The organism is Acidocella sp. MX-AZ03, from assembly GCF_027626035.1.
Taxonomy (GTDB): domain Bacteria; phylum Pseudomonadota; class Alphaproteobacteria; order Acetobacterales; family Acetobacteraceae; genus Acidocella; species Acidocella facilis.
Map to the genome: position 1 here is coordinate 1,233,642 of NZ_CP110774.1, position 16,302 is coordinate 1,249,943.

12 protein-coding genes and 4 pseudogenes are annotated in these 16,302 nt (G+C 65.2%); 2 read left to right on the plus strand and 14 right to left on the minus strand.

Going from position 1 to position 16,302, the window contains the following annotated elements; translation table 11 throughout:
- Position 1 precedes the first annotated feature (1 nt).
- The 3 genes and pseudogenes from GT370_RS06905 to GT370_RS06915 form a co-directional block, all read right to left on the minus strand.
- Positions 2-883: pseudogene (locus GT370_RS06905) on the minus strand (S-methyl-5'-thioadenosine phosphorylase).
- Positions 884-1,056: 173 nt separating this feature from the next.
- The gene (locus GT370_RS06910; protein WP_008492519.1) at positions 1,057-2,301 is read right to left on the minus strand and encodes a DEAD/DEAH box helicase; all 1,245 of its coding nucleotides are present in this window, start codon (positions 2,299-2,301) and stop codon (positions 1,057-1,059) included.
- Positions 2,302-2,587: 286 nt separating this feature from the next.
- Entirely contained in the window at positions 2,588-5,287 is a 2,700-nt protein-coding gene (locus tag GT370_RS06915) for a glycosyltransferase (RefSeq protein WP_039884914.1), read from the minus strand.
- Between the two features lie 268 nt (positions 5,288-5,555).
- Here GT370_RS06915 and GT370_RS06920 point away from each other — a divergent pair, with 268 nt between their 5' ends.
- On the plus strand, positions 5,556-6,854 hold the full coding sequence (locus tag GT370_RS06920) for a hemolysin family protein (RefSeq protein ID WP_008492517.1): 1,299 nt from the start codon (positions 5,556-5,558) through the stop codon (positions 6,852-6,854).
- A 131-nt stretch (positions 6,855-6,985) separates the two neighbouring features.
- Here GT370_RS06920 and GT370_RS06925 read toward each other — a convergent pair whose 3' ends face one another.
- The 3 genes and pseudogenes from GT370_RS06925 to GT370_RS06935 all read right to left on the minus strand — a co-directional run bounded on the left by GT370_RS06925 (position 6,986) and on the right by GT370_RS06935 (position 9,319).
- Positions 6,986-7,321, minus strand: coding sequence for an amidase family protein (locus tag GT370_RS06925; protein WP_270184111.1), 336 nt, complete (start codon positions 7,319-7,321; stop codon positions 6,986-6,988).
- Positions 7,245-8,347, minus strand: a pseudogene (locus GT370_RS06930) (amidase). Before GT370_RS06930 ends, GT370_RS06925 begins: the two are co-directional and overlap by 77 nt.
- A pseudogene (locus GT370_RS06935) lies at positions 8,338-9,319 on the minus strand (cysteine synthase A). Before GT370_RS06935 ends, GT370_RS06930 begins: the two co-directional pseudogenes overlap by 10 nt.
- Positions 9,320-9,373: 54 nt before the next feature.
- Between GT370_RS06935 and GT370_RS06940 the strand changes: the two are divergent.
- Complete coding sequence (locus GT370_RS06940; RefSeq protein WP_008492514.1) at positions 9,374-9,784, plus strand: rhodanese-like domain-containing protein; 411 nt, start codon at positions 9,374-9,376, stop codon at positions 9,782-9,784.
- A gap of 40 nt (positions 9,785-9,824) precedes the next feature.
- Here GT370_RS06940 and GT370_RS06945 read toward each other — a convergent pair whose 3' ends face one another.
- The 8 genes and pseudogenes from GT370_RS06945 to GT370_RS06985 form a co-directional block, all read right to left on the minus strand.
- Positions 9,825-10,688, minus strand: a complete 864-nt coding sequence (locus GT370_RS06945; protein WP_168118373.1) for a mechanosensitive ion channel family protein — start codon at positions 10,686-10,688, stop codon at positions 9,825-9,827.
- Between the two features lie 124 nt (positions 10,689-10,812).
- Positions 10,813-10,977 carry a hypothetical protein gene (locus tag GT370_RS06950; RefSeq protein ID WP_270184112.1) on the minus strand — a complete coding sequence of 55 codons (165 nt, stop codon included), beginning with the start codon at positions 10,975-10,977 and terminating at the stop codon, positions 10,813-10,815.
- Positions 10,974-11,243 (minus strand): hypothetical protein, encoded by a 270-nt coding sequence (locus tag GT370_RS06955; RefSeq protein ID WP_270184113.1) that lies wholly within the window; start codon positions 11,241-11,243, stop codon positions 10,974-10,976. Before GT370_RS06955 ends, GT370_RS06950 begins: the two co-directional genes overlap by 4 nt.
- On the minus strand, positions 11,213-11,893 hold the full coding sequence (locus GT370_RS06960) for a hypothetical protein (protein ID WP_270184114.1): 681 nt from the start codon (positions 11,891-11,893) through the stop codon (positions 11,213-11,215). Before GT370_RS06960 ends, GT370_RS06955 begins: the two co-directional genes overlap by 31 nt.
- Positions 11,894-11,994: 101 nt before the next feature.
- Positions 11,995-13,642 (minus strand): annotated as a pseudogene (locus GT370_RS06970) (DEAD/DEAH box helicase).
- 132 nt (positions 13,643-13,774) lie between these two features.
- The gene (gene cueR, locus GT370_RS06975) at positions 13,775-14,188 is read right to left on the minus strand and encodes a Cu(I)-responsive transcriptional regulator (protein ID WP_035179984.1); all 414 of its coding nucleotides are present in this window, start codon (positions 14,186-14,188) and stop codon (positions 13,775-13,777) included.
- Positions 14,185-15,543: a heavy metal translocating P-type ATPase gene (locus tag GT370_RS06980; RefSeq protein ID WP_270184116.1), complete on the minus strand. Its 1,359-nt coding sequence runs from the start codon at positions 15,541-15,543 to the stop codon at positions 14,185-14,187. Before GT370_RS06980 ends, cueR begins: the two co-directional genes overlap by 4 nt.
- Complete coding sequence (locus GT370_RS06985) at positions 15,432-16,259, minus strand: cation transporter (protein WP_270184117.1); 828 nt, start codon at positions 16,257-16,259, stop codon at positions 15,432-15,434. The genes GT370_RS06980 and GT370_RS06985 overlap by 112 nt, the downstream gene beginning before the upstream one ends.
- Positions 16,260-16,302: the final 43 nt, after the last annotated feature.

The window sequence follows — 16,302 nt, forward strand, 5'->3', positions numbered from 1 at the left end:
ATCAGGCCTTGAGCACGCGGCCGGCGACAACCTCAAGACGCTTCAGCGCCTCCGGGTCGCGCGCCTCGGGGCGGTGATCAGCGCGTAGGTCAGCGCGGTGTCGCAGCCATGCGCGCAGGCACTGCGCGGTGCGGCCAGGCGGGGGAGCACGTCCTTCACCAGGGCGCGGGCCTTGTCGGCATTGCCGAGCAGCACCTTCACCACCTGGTCGACGGTGACGGCGTCATGGTCCTCGTGCCAGCAATCATAATCGGTGACCATGGCGACTGTGGCGTAATCGATCTCCGCCTCGCGGGCGAGCTTGGCCTCGGGCATATTGGTCATGCCGATCACCGCGCAGCCCCAGCTGCGGTACAGGTTGCTCTCCGCCAGGGTGGAGAATTGCGGGCCTTCCATCACCAGATAGGTGCCGCCGCGCGTATGCGGCAGGTCCAGCGCCTTCAGGCTGGCTTCCAGCGCATCGCCCAGGCGCCCGCAGACCGGATGCGCCATCGACACATGCGCGACGCAGCCCGGGCCGAAAAAGCTCTTCTCGCGGGCGAAGGAGCGGTCGATGAACTGGTCGACGATGACGAAATGCCCCGGCGGCAGTTCCTCTTTCAGCGAGCCGACGGCGGAGAGGGAGAGAATGTCGGTCACCCCCAGCGATTTCAGCGCATGGATGTTGGCGCGGTAATTCAGCGCCGTCGGCGTGGTCTTGTGGCCGCGCCCGTGGCGGGCAGGAACACCACCTTCTGGCCATGGAAGGAACCGACGAGGAGCTCGTCAGAGGGATCGCCCCAGGGGTTTCGACCTTGACCCAGCTGGTGTCTGTCAGACCGTCGATATTATACAGCCCCGACCCGCCAATGATGCCGATGACCGTCTGCTTCGTCTCACCCATAGCGCCACTCCAAAAAATCAAACGTTTTTGGTGCCGCCCCGTCCCGATGACGGAGCGGCAAAGCCGCGTAGTCTGAATCGGGACGGCCAGCAACAGGCCAAAAAGCTGCGAAAAAAATGCCGCCTTTTTGAAAAAAGGCGGCACCCAAAAACGTCTATAAATATATTCAGCTCTTACGCAACCTTGCGCTTTTCCTGGTAAGGCGGGCGCTTCGGCTTGATCTTGCGCACCTGCATATCCGGATGGCGGGCCGGCTTCTTCACCGGCATCGCCTGGCGTGGACGCTCGCCGCCCGCCACCTTCATCTTGATGCCGGTCAGCTTCTCGATCTGAGTGAGATAAGGCAGCTCGGTCGCGTCGCAGAACGCCACCGCCACGCCATCCGCGCCGTTGCGCGCGGTGCGGCCGATGCGGTGCACATAGCTCTCCGGCTCATTCGGCAGCTCGAAATTGATCACGTGCGAAACCGCATTCACATCGATGCCGCGCGCCGCGATATCGGTGGCGACCAGAGCGCGCACCTCACCGGCCTTGAACGCATCCAGGGCGCGCTGGCGCTGGTTCTGGCTGAGATTGCCATGCAGGGCGGCGGCCGAGATCTTGGAGCTGTTGAGCATCAGCGCCACGCGGTCGGCGCCGCGCTTGGTGCGGGTGAACACCACGGTTTTGGAGAATTCCGGCTGGTGCAGCAGCTTGATCAGCAGGTTGCGCTTCTCCGGCCCTTCGGCGAAATACACGCTCTGCTCGATGCGCGACGGGGTGGAGGCCACCGCCTCGATTTCCACGCGCACCGGCTCACGCAGCAGGCCATTGGCGAGCTTGGCGATTTCGGCCGGCATGGTGGCGGAGAACAGAGCCGACTGGCGGCGCGCCGGCAGCACGTTCACCACCTTGCGGATATCCGGCATGAAGCCGAGATCCAGCATACGGTCAGCCTCGTCCAGCACGAAGAACTGACACTGGTCGATCACCAGCTCGCGGGTGTTCATCAGATCCACCACGCGGCCGGGGCAGCCGACGACGATGTCCGCACCGCGCATCATGCGCTGCACCTGGCCGAAGCGGCTGACGCCGCCCACGATCAGCACCGTGCGCAGGCCAAGCCCGGCGGCGAATTTCTTGATCTCCTGCTCGATCTGCACCGCAAGCTCACGGGTGGGGGCCAGCACCAGAGCGCGAGTCGAGAAGCGCTTGCTGTGCAGGCGGTCGGTCATCGCGTTGATCATCGGCAGGGCGAAGGCGGCGGTTTTGCCGGTGCCGGTCTGGGCGATGCCCAGAACGTCGCGCCCGGCCAGCGCGTGGGGAATGGCCTTCGCCTGGATGGGGGTGGGCTTGATGAAGCCCGCCGCCGTCAATGCGCCCAAAATCGGGGAAGCCAGGCCAAAACTCTCAAAGGTCAAATCAGTCAAAACAAACATCTCCACCGCCGAAGGCCCATGCCCTGGCGGTCAATGTCCGGTATCCCATGCGCGAATCTGGAAAAGGACGGTGCAAAACAGCCCGTAAAGGGCGTCCCCGCCCCGTATAAAGCCTGTGCCACCATGTCTCGTTCGCGCCATGGCGGCAGGTAAGTATCCCTTAGCCTTGCCGGCCAAGGCGACGCAAGCCCAGCCTTTGCAAAGCTGTGTCGCGTTGCACAAAAAACCCTCCCGCTGCACAGCGGGAGGGTCAATTCATGGCATCAAGCTCGTGTGCCTACGAGTCTTAATCCCCAGCCGCCGGGTGCATCACCGGGGCCTTCATCGGCTTGACGGCGGGGGCGGCGACCAGCTTGGGCGCCTTGGCCGGAAGGGCGGCCAGGATGGAGACGCCGACCGAGGCCAGATAAGGCATCGACTGGGTGAACAAAACCGCCACCCACAGCTTGGTCTCCAGCGTCGCCCAGTGATGGCCAAAGCCGACACCCAGCGCCGCACCCCAGGTCAGAGCCAGGATCACCAGCTCCTCGCGGGCCATCACCAGACCCTGGACCAGGGCCGGGGCGTTCTCCATCTTCGGCGTGCGCAGGAAGGGCAGCGAGTTGGTGAACAGGCCTTTCCACACCGCCTTGCCGATCGAGTGGCTCAGCGCCAGCCCGGCGACCGCCGCGCCCACCCGGTCCCAGAAGCCGCAAGGCACGCGGCTCTTATAGAGGGCCAGGATCTGCACGATCTTAAAGCCGAACAGGAAGATCGAGGGCAGCATGAACAAAGCGATCGGGAATTCAAACCGCACCGGATCCAGGATCAGCCCCAGCGACCAGACCAGACCCATGGCCAGGAAGGCGATGCCCAGCGCGTCGCCGAACCAGGGCAGCCAGCCGGTGATGAAGTGCCAGCGCTGGCCGGCGGTCAGCTCCTTGTTGAAGGGGTTGAACAAAGCCGCCGCATTGCCGCGAACAATCCGCATCGCGCCATAGGCCCAGCGGTAACGCTGCTTGCGGAAGGCGTTGTAATCGTCCGGCATCACGCCCTTGCCGAAGCTCTTCTTGGAATAGACCGCCTCGTACCCGGCGCGGAACAGGCGCAGACCCAGCTGGCTGTCCTCGCAGATGCACCATTCGGCCCAGCCATTTTCGTTCTGCAGCGCCTCCTTGCGGATCAGCGTCATGGTGCCGTGCTGGATGATCGCGTTGCGCTCATTGCGGGTGACCATGCCGGTATGGAAGAAGCCGGCATATTCCCAGAACATCATGCGCTTGAAGATCGAACCGTCATTATCCCGGTAATCCTGCGGGGACTGGGTGAAGCCCACCGCCGGGTCGTCGAAGGCCGGGGCCATCGAGCGCAGCCAGTCCGGCTCGACCAGATAATCGCTGTCGATCACGCCGATCACCTCGGCATCCGGGGCGGTCTCACGCAGGGCGAAATTCAGCGCGCCGGCCTTGTAGCCTTTATACTTGCCCAGGGTGAAGAAGCGGAATTTCGGCCCCAGCCGGGCGCAATGCTCGGCCACCGGCTCCCAGACAGCCGGGTCCATGGTGTTGTTGTCGATCACCAGAACCTCGAAGCGGTCATAGTCCAGCGCGGCCAGGCTATCGAGCGTCTGCTTCACCATGTGCGGCGGCTCGTTGCAGATCGGCAGATGGATGGAAACCTTCGGCAGCTTGGCGCCAGCCGGGGCCGGCATCGGTTCAAAATGCCGCTTGGCGATACGGCCGAAGATGGTCTCGACCAGATCGAAACTGTCCGCGATCAACAGGAAGAGCAGCAGCCCCTGCCCCAGCGCCAGCCCGCTCCACACCGCGGCAGCCCCCAGCGAGAGATAAGTCTGGCCCATATACATCAGCAGCATCGCCAGCGTCGCGGTGAAGCCTTCCACCAGAGCCGCGAAGAGCAGCTTGCCGGTGAAGCGGATATCCGGGCGGCGGGAGAGCAGCGCCATGGTGGCGAGCAGGCTGGCCAGCGCCGCGCCGGCGGCGTACCAGATCCATTCCGGGTGATTCCAGACCGGGCCGGTCAGCGACCATTTCTGGTGGCGGCCCAGCGTGAACATACCCCAGTAACCGGCGGCACGGCCTTCAAAGCTGGTCTTCCAGGGCTGGTCGAAGGCTTCCATCACGAAGTAATCGAGATGCTTCTGCTGCGCCAGATTGAAGAAATCGCGCAGGAAGCGGGCCTGGTTGATGTTGTTGGCGCGCGCCGCGCCGATATCGATACCGTCCGACGGCCAGCCGATTTCGCCGATCACGATCTTCTTGTTTGGGTACATCTTATGCACCGCCTCATAGCGGTTCATGCTGTCCTGCACGGCGATCTTCTCCGGCACACCTTCCCAGTAGGGCAGCAGATGCACGGTGATGAAATCGACCGAATTGGCCAGCTCGGGATGCTTCAGCCAGACATGCCAGGGCTCGGCGGTGGAAACCGGCACATGCACCTGCTTCTCGACCGAGCGGATCTCGGAGACCAGCTCCGGCACGCTCTGGTCGCCACGCAGGATGGTCTCGTTACCGACCATCACCTGCTTCACGTCCGGGTTGGCGTTCGCCACCTGCACGACCTTCGCCAGCTCCTTGGCGTTGGCCTCGGGGTGACGGTCCAGCCAGGCGCCGAGCGTGACATTCAGCCCCATGCCCTGCGCCAGCGCCGGGATCTGCCCGAGATCGCCCTCGACCGTGTAGGTGCGGATATTGTGGGTGTGCTTGGCCGCCAGCGCCAGATCGGACTTGATCTGTGCCGTGGTCGGGTAATCGCCGGTCTGCGGGCTCTCGCCTTTATGGAAGGGCGAGAAGGCGAAGCCGCCGATCTCGCCGGTATAGGGCGCGATATTCGTCGCCGGGCGGTTGATGCCGGCCCAGATCCCGAACGCGACCACACCGACGCCGATGGCGGCTGCCCATGAGCTGGGGGACGCCCAGCCCTTGCGGGCCTTGCGGGTGGAGATCAGCGCCGTCTGGCGGCGAATTTGCGACTGGTACGTCATGGCGGTGTCCAAGCGATGTCCAAGCTGCGTCCCGGGAAAATCCCCGGATCGACAGCCAATATGATCGTCCAGTGCGGCAGGTGCTGGGCGCGAATGTGGCCCAACTAAGGCAAACAAAATTTAATCTTGTAACCAGATGTAGGAAGGATTTGTTCAAATTTTCCTTCTTTTGAAGGCTTTGTCTGGACAGCTTCACTTACGCTTTCAACAGCGCTCCCACCTTCATGGCATAATCGCGTCGGCTGCCATTCCGCGCTAGAAGCGGGCCATGCCTTTGATCGTGCAAATCCTGATTCTCGTGCTTCTGGTGGTTCTCAACGGCGCCTTCGCGCTGGCGGAGCTGGCGCTGGTCTCCTCGCGCCGGGCGATGCTGACATTGATGGAGCGCCAGGGGCTGCGCGGCGCCACCAAGGCACGGATGCTGGCGGATGACCCGCAGAGCTTCCTGCCCACCACCCAGTTCGGCATCACTCTGGTCGGCATCCTCACCGGTATGTTCGGCGGCGACCAGCTGGGCGAGCGCATGCAGGGGCCGCTGCGGCATGTGCCCTATATCGCACCTTATGCCGGGCCGGTCGGCGTCGTCGTCACAGTTCTCATCATCACCTATCTCACCTTGGTGTTTGGCGAGCTGGTACCCAAGCAGCTGGGGCTGCGCCACCCGGAACGGCTGGCGGTGGTGGTGGCCGGGCCGGTCTCGGTGCTGGCGAAACTCGCCGCCCCGGCAATCTGGCTGCTGAGCCGCACCACGGACCTCGTGCTGCGGCTGTTCGGCCCCACCCAGGAGGATAGGCGCGGCGTTTCCGAAGAAGAGCTGAAGGCGATGCTGGTGGAAGGCGCCGAAACCGGCGTGCTGGAGACCGAGGAGCGCGACATTATCGAACGCGTGCTGCGCCTGGCCGACAAGCCGGTGCGCGCGATCATGACGCCGCGCACCGAAATCGTCTGGATCGACCGCTCCGCCGGACGCGAGGACATCATCGCCCGGCTGCGCGCCGCGCCGCATTCCCGCTTCGTGGTGTGCGACGGCTCGGTCGATAACGTCACCGGCATCATCCTGGCCAAGGATGTGCTGGACCGCGTGCTGGGCAAGCAGGACGGGCCGATCATCTCCTCCGTGCTGCGCCAGCCGATGGCGATCCCGGACTCGGTCTCGGCCTTGGACGCGCTGGAGCGGCTGAAGGCGGATGCGCTGGGCATGGCGCTGGTGTTCGATGAATATGGCAGCTTCGAGGGCGTGGTGACGGCGGCGGACGTGCTGGAGGCGATCGTCGGCGACGCCGAGGATACCGGCCCCTCCTCCTATATCGAGCCGCCGGCGGACAGCGCCTATGAGCTGGACGGGCTGACCCCGGTGGACGAGATCAAGGCCAGGCTGCATCTGCCGGACCTGCCGAGCGAGGGCAGCTATCACACGCTGGGCGGGCTGATCCTGGCGCTGCTGCTGCGCCCGGCGGCGAAGGGCGATGCGATTTTGTTCGGCGGCTGGAAGTTTGAAGTGACGGAGATGGATGGGCGGCGGATTGAGCGGGTGCGGGTGACGAAGGAAGTGGCGGAAAATTCCTAAAAGTTTTTGGGGCCGACCCTTTTTTCAAAAAGGGTCGGAAAACGTTTGGGGTGGTGGCTACGTCGTCGTCACCACCCCAGCGTTTCGCAGCCCTTTTTGAAAAAAGGGCTGCCCCCAAAAACTTTTGCAACTTATCCTAAGGCGACTTCCACTGCCCGGGCCACACGCAGCACCACGTCATCGCGATAAAGCGGTGCGGCAATCTGCACCGATGTCGGCAAGCCCGCAGCGTCCACGCCCATCGGCAGCGACAAGGCCGGTTGCCGCGTCAGGCTGAACAGCATCGTCCAGCTCGCCCAATGCTGCAGCAGCGCCTCCACCGCATCGCCATACGCGGCATCCACAGGCGGCGCGCCATGCGGTACGGCCGGGCAGAGAATCGCGTCCACCTCAAGCATCGCCATCGCATGCGCCGCCTCCACCCGCCCGGCTTCCGCCGCCAGCAGCTCCAGCCCCGGCACCTGCATGTAACGCTCCGCCAGCGCCAGCAGCCCGGAATCGACCAGCCCCAGCCGCGCCTGCGGCACCGCGGCGACGGTTTTCGCCAGCCCCGCCCCCACAGCGTGGAGAAGATGGCACCACTATCGGGCAATGCCGGGTCGATCTCGACAATCCGCGCCCCTGTCCGGTCAGGATCGCGACCGCCTCCTCCACCGCGCCCCAGGCGGCTTCATCCGCCGGCGCATCAAAGCCGGGGTGGCGCAGAATGCCGATGCGCAGGCCCTTCACCCCGTCCTCCAACCCGGCGCCAAAATCGCGAGCTGGCTCCGGCAGGGAGAACGGGTCGGCCTTCTCGAACCCCGCCAGCACGGAAAGCAGCAATGCCGCATCGCGCACCGAACGCGTGATCGGCCCCGCCACCGCCAGCGGGCCGAAGGCGCCCAGCTTCCATTGCGGCACCCGCCCGAAGCTCGGCTTCAGCCCGACCACGCCGCTCCAGGCGGCGGGAATGCGAATCGAGCCGCCGCCATCCGTGCCGACATGCAGCGGCCCGAAAAACGAGCCCGCCGCCGCCGCCGCCCCGGCCGAGGAGCCGCCCGGCGTATGCGCCACATTCCAGGGGTTGCGGGTGATGCCGTTGAGCGGGTTATCGCCTGGGCTTTTCCAGCCGAATTCCGTGCTGGTGGTTTTGCCGATAATCACCGCCCGGCCGCGCGCAGCCGCGCCACCAGGGGGGCATCCTGCGCCACCGGCGCCGGATCGGTCGTCTTGCTGCCACGCCGCGTCGGCAGGCCGCGCACATCGATCAGATCCTTCACCGTCACTGGCACACCTTCCAGCGCCCGCGCCTGCCCTTCCTGCCAGCGCGCCGTGCTCTCGCGCGCCGCATCCAGCGCGGCACTGTTCAGCGTGGCGAAGGCGTTGATCTCGGGATTGCGCCGGGCAATCCGCTCAGTCACACCTTGCAGCGCCTGTAGCGGCGTGAGCGCGCCGGATTTGTAGGCGTCCAGCAGCTCACCGGCATCCAGAACCGGGGCGTCATTCACATCCATGGCGGCACCGGCAGGTTCTTGGCGCGCAAAAACTCCGGATTGAACAGCTTGCTCTGATAGCGCGCCCCGCCATCGCACAGCACGGTCACGATGGTGTGCCCCGGCCCATCGCCTTCGCCACCCGGATCGCCGCGGCGACATTGATGCCGGCCGAGCCGCCGATGGAGAGCCCCTCATGGATCATCAGGTCATAAACCTGCTCCAGCGCCTCCGGATCGGGGATTTTCACCGCATCGTCGATCGGCGCACCATTCAGGTTCTCCGGCACCCGGGACTGGCCGATGCCCTCGGTGATCGAGGAGCCGGTGACGGTGAGATCGCCCGATTTCACCCAGCCATAGAGCCCGCTCCCCTCCGGGTCCGCCAGCACGATTTTCACCCCTGGCTTGCGCTCCTTCAGCGCCAGCGCCACCCCGGCCAGCGTGCCGCCGGTGCCGCAGGCGCAGGTGAAGGCGTCGATCTTGCCCCCGTCTGCGCCCAGATTTCCGGGCCGGTGGTGGCGCGGTGGCCCTCGCGATTGGCCAGATTATCGAACTGGTTGGCCCAGACCGCGCCCATCTCCTCGGCCAGGCGGCGCGAAACATGCACGTAATTCCCCGGATCCTTGAAGGGTTTGGCCGGCACCAGCCGCAGATCCGCGCCGATCATGCGCAGGAAATCGATCTTTTCCTGGCTCTGCGTCTCCGGCATCACGATCACGCTCTTATAGCCCAGCGCATTCGCCACCAGCGTGATGCCGATGCCAGTATTGCCCGCCGTGCCCTCGACGATGGTCCCACCCGGCGCCAACAGCCCGCGCGCCTCGGCATCGCGGATGATCGCCAGCCCCGCCCGGTCCTTCACCGAGCCGCCGGGCGAGCAGAATTCCGCCTTGCCCAGTATCTCGCAGCCCGTGAGGGCGGAAGCGCGCTTGAGCCTGATGAGGGGGGTATTGCCGATCGCCCCGATCAACCCGTCCGCCACTGTTTCCATCCGTTTCCGTCCTCGCTATGGTTGGGCCCAAAAGGCTAACGCCTGGAGGGTATTATGATCGAAGATGTGGCCCCGCGACAGGTCTGGGAAGCGCTGATGAGCAATCCCGATGCGCTGCTATGCGATGTGCGCACCAATGCGGAATGGAGCTTCGTCGGCGTGCCGGAGCTGAGCCAGGCCGGCAAGCAGACATTGCTGATCCAGTGGCAGGTGTTTCCCAGCATGCAGCCCAACCCGAATTTTCTGGCCGGGCTGAGTGCGGCGCATGCGACCCATGAATCGCATATCTATTTCATCTGCCGCTCCGGTGCGCGCTCCATGGCCGCCGCCCAGGCCGCCAAGGCGGCGGGGTTCAAGCATGTGTATAATGTGAAGGATGGGTTTGAGGGCCCACCCGATGCGCGCGGCCATCGCGGCCTGGTGGCGGGGTGGAAAGCGGATGGGCTGCCCTGGAAGCAGGGGTAAGATCATAAAAAAGGCCCTGGATTTTCCAGGGCCTTTTTGTTTACGCCGCGTTGCGTCCCGCCCGCGCCAACTCCAACGGCCCGTTGAAAGACAATGTCTGGTTCGGGAATGGAATCTCGATCCTGGCCTCGTCGAAGGCCAACTTGATCGCTTCGGTGATCTCGCATTTGGTCACCCACCAATCCCCCGCCTTGGTCCAGGCGCGGAAGACGAAATCCACCGAGCTGTCCGAGAGCTGCAGAACCTTGATGAAGGGCGCAGGCTCTTTCAGTACGCGCGCATCCGCCTGCGCCAGCTCGTTCAGGATCGCGGAGGCTTTTTTCAAATCGCTGCCATAGGAAATACCGATGGTCAGGTCGATCAGGCGCGTCTGGATATTCGAATAATTGGTGATCGCCCCGGCCCAGACATCCTTGTTGGGCACCAGCACCTGCAGCCCGTCATAGGTTTTCATCTCGGTATAGAACAAGGTTACATCCAGCACCGTGCCGGCATGCGAGCCGGCACTGATATAATTGCCGATCCTGAACGGGCGAAAGACGATCAGCATGATCCCGGCTGCGAGATTGCTGAGCGTGCCCTGCAGTGCCAGCCCCACGGCGAGGCCTGCGGCACCCAGCACCGCAACCAGCGAAGCGGTTTGAATCCCGAAGCGGTTGAGCACGAAGATGAAGGCAAAGGCCAGTACCAGATAGCGCGCGATGGTGCCGAAGAAGCGGAACAGGCTTTCATCCAGATGCGGGCTCTTGCGCGCGTAGCCGACAATGTAGCGATGCAGCGCCCGCGAGCCGAGATGGGCGATTGCAAGAATGACGACAGCGTAAATCACATTCAGCAGCACGCCGATGATGCTGTTCAACGTGCTCGCGCTGAACAAAGCGGTGACCGCATGGTTGATCGTCATGGATGTCTCCTTCTGCATCTGGTCAAATCATCGCGCCGCGAGATTGCTCGCCTTCGACTTGGCGATTTCGTCAAGACGTTCAATGGGCTGAAACGAAATCGCAAAGCCCGGCTTTAATCTTCGCCTAATCGCGACCGCGTTGGAACACCACCACGCTCTCGACATTGTCCGAGAACGGGAACTGGTCGATCGGCGTTGCGGCCAGAATCTCATAGCCGGCATGGCGCAGCATGCCCGCATCCTGGGCCAGCGCGTCCGGGTTGCAACTTACATAGATGATCCGCTTCACCCCGGCCGGGCGAGGAATTTCATCTGCGCGCCGCAGCCAGCGAAAGGCGGGTCCAGCACCACCACGTCAGCGCCTTTGAAATCCGCGCTCAGCAGCGGGCGGCGATGCAGATCGCGCCTGGCGAAGGTGACGCGCCCGGCAAGCCCGGCATCGCGCGCGGCTTTGTCAGCGGCGTAGACGGCAGGCTCGTCGCCCTCATAGGCTTCCACGCGCGAATGCGGGGCCAGAGCAAAGCTCAGCGTGCCACAGCCGGCATAGAGTTCCACCAGCCGGCTCTTGTTGCGCAGCTTCGGCAGCCCGGCCAGCATCGCCTCGATAATCGCCGCCTCGCCTTCCGGGCAGGCCTGCAGGAAGCCACCCGGCGGCGGTGTGACCGCCACCCGGCAAAGCGCAGCACCGGCGGGCGCAGAATGATGATCGGCTCGGGCAGAGATTTCGGCTCGGCGACGCTGATGCGCGGCGCGTCATGCTCCTTGGCGAAGGCGATCAGGCGGGTACGGTCCGGCTGGGTCAGCGGCGCATCGGCGCGCAGCAATATATCCGGGCCGTTATCCAGCCAGTTGATCACCAGCGAAGCCTCGCGGCGAAAACAGTTCAGGCTGCGCAGCAAGGTGCGAAGCGGTTCCAGCAGCGCCAGGAAATCCGGCCGCAGCAAGGCGCATTCCCGCATATCGACGATTTCGGAAGAGCGCACGCGGTGCAGCCCGAGGCTGATCTCAGCCGCCTTGCGGGATGCCGCCAGATCCACCCGCCGGCGCGTGTGCAGAGGTGCGGCCATTAGCGGCGCGATCTCAGCCTGGGCATAGCCAGCGCGGCTCAAAGCGCGTTCAAGCAGTGCCCGCTTGTCGGGCTTGGCGCGGTCATCGCTGGCACAGCCACCGCAGGCGCCGAAATGAATGCAATGGGACATCATCATGAATTTCTAAAGTTTTTTGAGGTGGGTGGAGATTTTTCAAAAAATCCCCACCGCTTTCGCCGCTTTTTTGTAAAAAAGCGGCACCAAAAAACTTTTATAAATTATGCCGCGAGATCGGAGCCGTTATCTTCCGGCCCATCCGGCTCGTCATCGCCCATCGGCCGGGCTTCGTCACGGCGGCGCAGCAGCATGAAGGCGGGGATCGAGTCGCCAAAACCGCGCACGCCCGGGCCGTGATCACGCTCACCGCGCTCGCCCCGGTCGCGGTCATTGCGGTCGCGCTCACGCGGCCGGCGGTCACGCTCCGGGCGCTCGGGCCGTTCCGCGCGCTCAGGGCGCTCGGGCGTTCCGTACGCTCCGGACGCTCGGCCGGTTTGCGCTCCTTCTCGCCATCCTTGGGCTTGGCGGCCTTGCGCTCACCACGGTCACGCTCACGGCCTTTATTATCCTTGCCGTCTTTACCGTCCTTGCCATCCCTCTTGGGCCCACGGCCCGGCGGCGGCCATCCTCTTCGGACCACTCCACCTCATCCAGACCGGAAACCTCGATGCGCGGGATCGGATTGCCGATCAGCTTCTCCACCGCCTCCACCGCCAGCTTGTCCGCGGGCGAGGCCAGCGTATAGGCGTGGCCTTCGCGCCCGGCGCGGCCGGTGCGGCCGATGCGGTGCACATAATCCTCGGCATGGTGCGGCACGTCGAAATTGAACACGTGGCTAAGCCCGCCAATATCAATGCCGCGCGCCGCGACATCCGAGCAAACCAAGATCTTGATCTCGCCCGCCTTGAATTTCTCCAGCGTGGCAAAGCGCACGCTCTGCGGCAGATCGCCATGCAGCGCGCCGGCGGCAAAGCCATGCTTGCTCAGCGATTTGAACAGAATATCGACATCGCGCTTGCGGTTGCAGAAGACGATGGCGTTCTGCACATCCTCGGCCCGCAGCAGCCGACGCAGCGCCTCGCGCTTATCGATCTCGGAGACCAGCGCCAGCCCGGTGGTGATGGTGGTGGCCACCGAAGCCTGGCGGGAGACGGTGATCTCCTTCGGGTTGCTCAGGAAGGCATCGGCCAGGCGGCGGATTTCCGGCGCCATGGTGGCGGAGAAGAACAAGGTCTGCCGGGTGGTGGGCAGCATCGCGACGATGCGCTCGATGTCCGGGATGAAGCCCATATCCAGCATGCGGTCGGCTTCGTCGATCACCAGCACCCGCACATCGCGCAGCAACAGCCCACCGCGCTCGAACAGATCGATCAGGCGACCCGGGGTGGCGATCAGCACATCCACACCTTTGGTTAGCACCGCCTTCTGGTCGGCCATGCTCTCACCGCCGATCAACAGCGCGTGATTAAGCTTCAGATTCTTGCCGTACTGGACAAAATTTTCCGCCACCTGCAGGGCCAGCTCACGGGTCGGCTCCAGGATCAGCGAGCGCGGCATCCGCGCGCGGGCCCGCGAGCCGGCCAGGATTTCGAGCATCGGCAAGGTAAAGCCGGCAGTCTTGCCGGTGCCGGTCTGCGCCACGCCCAGCACGTCGCGCCCCATCAGCACCACCGGAATCGCCTGCGCCTGGATCGGCGTGGCGTGCACATAGCCCTTCTCCGCCAAGGCGTTCAGGATCGGCTCGGACAGACCCAGCGAGGCGAAGTCCGGCTTCTCTTCCGGCGCGGGCGCGGGATCAGCGATGCGCGCCTCCAGCTCGGCGGGCAGCTCAGCGTTGGGGTCTTGATGGTCGTCTTGTGTGTCGGACAAAAATAGCGTCTCTCGTGGTCGGGGGCGCAAGCCTGCGCCCGTGGTCGGGGCGCAAGCATGCGCCGAGCGCGGAACGCGCCCATGTCAATGCGCCTCGTATCGGCAAAGACTGCCAGGAAGTCAAGGATCGCGTCAGATTTCAGCCGGTTTCGGCGGGTCGAGCGCATCCAGGATCGGACAATCCGGCCGGTCATCGCCATGGCAGCAGGCGGCGAGCTGTTTCAGCGTGCGACTCATCGCCGCCAGCGCGGCGGCCTTCTGGTCCAGCTCCTCGACATGGCGCAGCGCGATCGCCTTCACATCGGCGGAAGAGCGCGTGCGGTCGCGCCAGAGCGAGAGCAGCTGGCGGATATCCTCGAAGGAAAAGCCGAGATCGCGCGAGCGGCGGATGAAACCCAGCTCGTGCAACTCCGCCTCGCTGTAATGGCGGTAGCGGTTTTCGGTACGCATGGGGGCGGCGATCAGCCCGATGCTTTCATAATGCCGGATCATCTTGGCGGAGACGCCGGTGATGGCCGAAGCCTGGGCGATGGTGACCAAACTCATGACGCCCTCCATTGCCGCAGCCGCAGCGCATTGCCAAGCACGCAGAGCGAGGAGGCCGCCATCGCCGCCCCGCCAGCGCCGGGCTGAGCAGCCCGAACGCCGCCGCAGGCAGCCCCAATGCGTTGTAAAATAACGCCCAGAACAGGCCCTGGCGCAGAATCCGCCAGGTCCGGCGGGCCAGATCCAAAGAAGCCGGGCCAGAGAGGGCGCGGCGCGCAGCAGCGAGATGGCGGCCGCCTCGATCGCCACATCCGCCCCTGCCCCATCGCCATGCCGGCATCGGCGGCGGCCAGGGCGGCGGCATCGTTGATGCCGTCCCCCAGCATCGCGACGCGCTGGCCCTGGCTTTGCAAATTCACGATGATGTCACGCTTTTGTTCCGGCGTCGTCTCGGCCTCCACGCGCTCGATGCCGAGCGATTTGGCCAGAGCCTGCGCCACGGCGGCGCGGTCCCCGGTCAGCAGCAGGGTCTTGATGCCCATGGCGTGCAGCCGCGCCACCGCCTGCGCCGCATCCGGGCGCGGCGTGTCGGTAAAACCAAAAGCCCCCAGCGGCGTGCCGTCTGCCAACGCGAGGTAGGACCAGGTCAGCGCATCGCTGGGCGCCGGGGCGCGCGGCACTAGCCGGGAGGAGCCGAACAGATAGGCCACGCCGTCAACCTCGCCCTGCACGCCCTGGCCGGGCAAGGCCTTGAAGGCGGTGGCCGGGGCCACATTGTCCTGGCGCAAAGGCAGGCTCAGCGGATGGGTATCGCGCGCCGCCAGCGCGGCGGCGATGGCGCGCAGCCGCTCCTCGGTCAGATCGGCCAGAGGCCGGATTTCGGCCAAACTCGGGCTGCCGGTGGTCAGCGTGCCGGTTTTGTCGAAGGCCAGAACGTCGATCTTCGCCGCCGCCTCGATCGCATCGGCATCCCGGAATAATATGCCCGCCTTCGCCGCCGCGCCGGTGCCCGCCAGAATCGCCGCCGGGGTCGCCAGCCCCAGGGCGCAGGGGCAGGCAATGACCAGCACCGAGACCGCGTCGATCAGCGCGGTGGAGACAGGCGCGCCATGCAGCAGCCAGCCGGCGAAGGTGAGCGCGGCGATCCCCAGCACCATCGGCACGAACCAGGCGGAAACCCGGTCCGCCAGCTTCTGCACGCGCGGCTTGGCGGCTTGCGCCTGCTCGATCAGCCGGGCCATCCGGTCCAGGAAGCTCTCACCGGGCGGGGCGGTGACGCGCAGGCGCAGCACCGCGTCCAGGTTCAGCGTGCCGGCCAGCAGCTTGGCCCCCTTGCCCCGAGGCTGCGGCAGCGCCTCACCGGTGACCGGGCTTTCATCCAGGCTGCCCTCGCCCTCCAAGATCTCGCCATCCACCGGCACACGCTCGCCGGGCGGATCAGGATCTCGTCATCCACGCGCAGCCTTGACGGCGCCACATCCTCGCCGCTGGCCAGATGCGCCAGCTCCGGGCGCAGCGCCTGCAGCCCCAGCACCGCCTTGGCGGCATCGCGCTTGGCCTGGCCTTCCAGATATTTGCCCAGCCGCACCAGGGCGATGACCGCCACCGAACTTTCCAGATAAAGCGGCCCGCCGGCGAAGACATCCCAAAGCGAGAGCCCGTAGGCGGCGGAGGTGCCCAGCGCGACCAGCAGATCCATATTGCCGCCGCCGGCGCGCAGGGCCAGAAACCCGGCCCGGTAAAAGCGCGCCCCCAGCCAGACCTGCACCAGCGTGGCGCAGATCAGCGGCACCAGCTTGGGCACCGGCATCACCATACTGTCCAGCACCACCGGCACCGCCAGCAGGAAGGCGGCCATCAGCTCGATCTGTTCGCGCCAGCTGGCATCCGGCCGGACGGATTTCACCGGACCGGCGCTATAGCCCGCCCGCTCCACCGCCGCCGCCAACGCCTCCAGCCCTACCTCGCCGCTGACCCTGACATGCGCGCGCTCCAGCGCCAGATTGACACTCGCCGCCTGCACCCCCGGCACCCGTCCCAGCACTTTTTCCACGCGGGCCACGCAGGAGGCGCAGGTCATGCCGCCGATGCTGAGCTCGATATCGCGGGAGGGAGAGAGGGTCTGGTCCATCGCCTCCATATAGGGCTTCCCATCATGGGAGGGTCAAGGCTTG

Bases quoted from the DNA above. Each gene is read 5' to 3' on its own strand.
- GT370_RS06925 (WP_270184111.1), bottom strand. From the start codon at position 7,321: ATGCAGGTGCCGGGGCTGGAGCTGCTGGCGGCGGAAGCCGGGCGGGTG.
- GT370_RS06985 (WP_270184117.1), bottom strand. From the start codon at position 16,259: ATGGACCAGACCCTCTCTCCCTCCCGCGATATCGAGCTCAGCATCGGC.
- GT370_RS06940 (WP_008492514.1), top strand. From the start codon at position 9,374: ATGATCGAAGATGTGGCCCCGCGACAGGTCTGGGAAGCGCTGATGAGC.
- GT370_RS06915 (WP_039884914.1), bottom strand. From the start codon at position 5,287: ATGACGTACCAGTCGCAAATTCGCCGCCAGACGGCGCTGATCTCCACC.
- GT370_RS06910 (WP_008492519.1), bottom strand. From the start codon at position 2,301: ATGTTTGTTTTGACTGATTTGACCTTTGAGAGTTTTGGCCTGGCTTCC.
- GT370_RS06945 (WP_168118373.1), bottom strand. From the start codon at position 10,688: ATGACGATCAACCATGCGGTCACCGCTTTGTTCAGCGCGAGCACGTTG.
- GT370_RS06920 (WP_008492517.1), top strand. From the start codon at position 5,556: ATGCCTTTGATCGTGCAAATCCTGATTCTCGTGCTTCTGGTGGTTCTC.
- cueR (WP_035179984.1), bottom strand. From the start codon at position 14,188: ATGAGTTTGGTCACCATCGCCCAGGCTTCGGCCATCACCGGCGTCTCC.
- GT370_RS06960 (WP_270184114.1), bottom strand. From the start codon at position 11,893: ATGATGATGTCCCATTGCATTCATTTCGGCGCCTGCGGTGGCTGTGCC.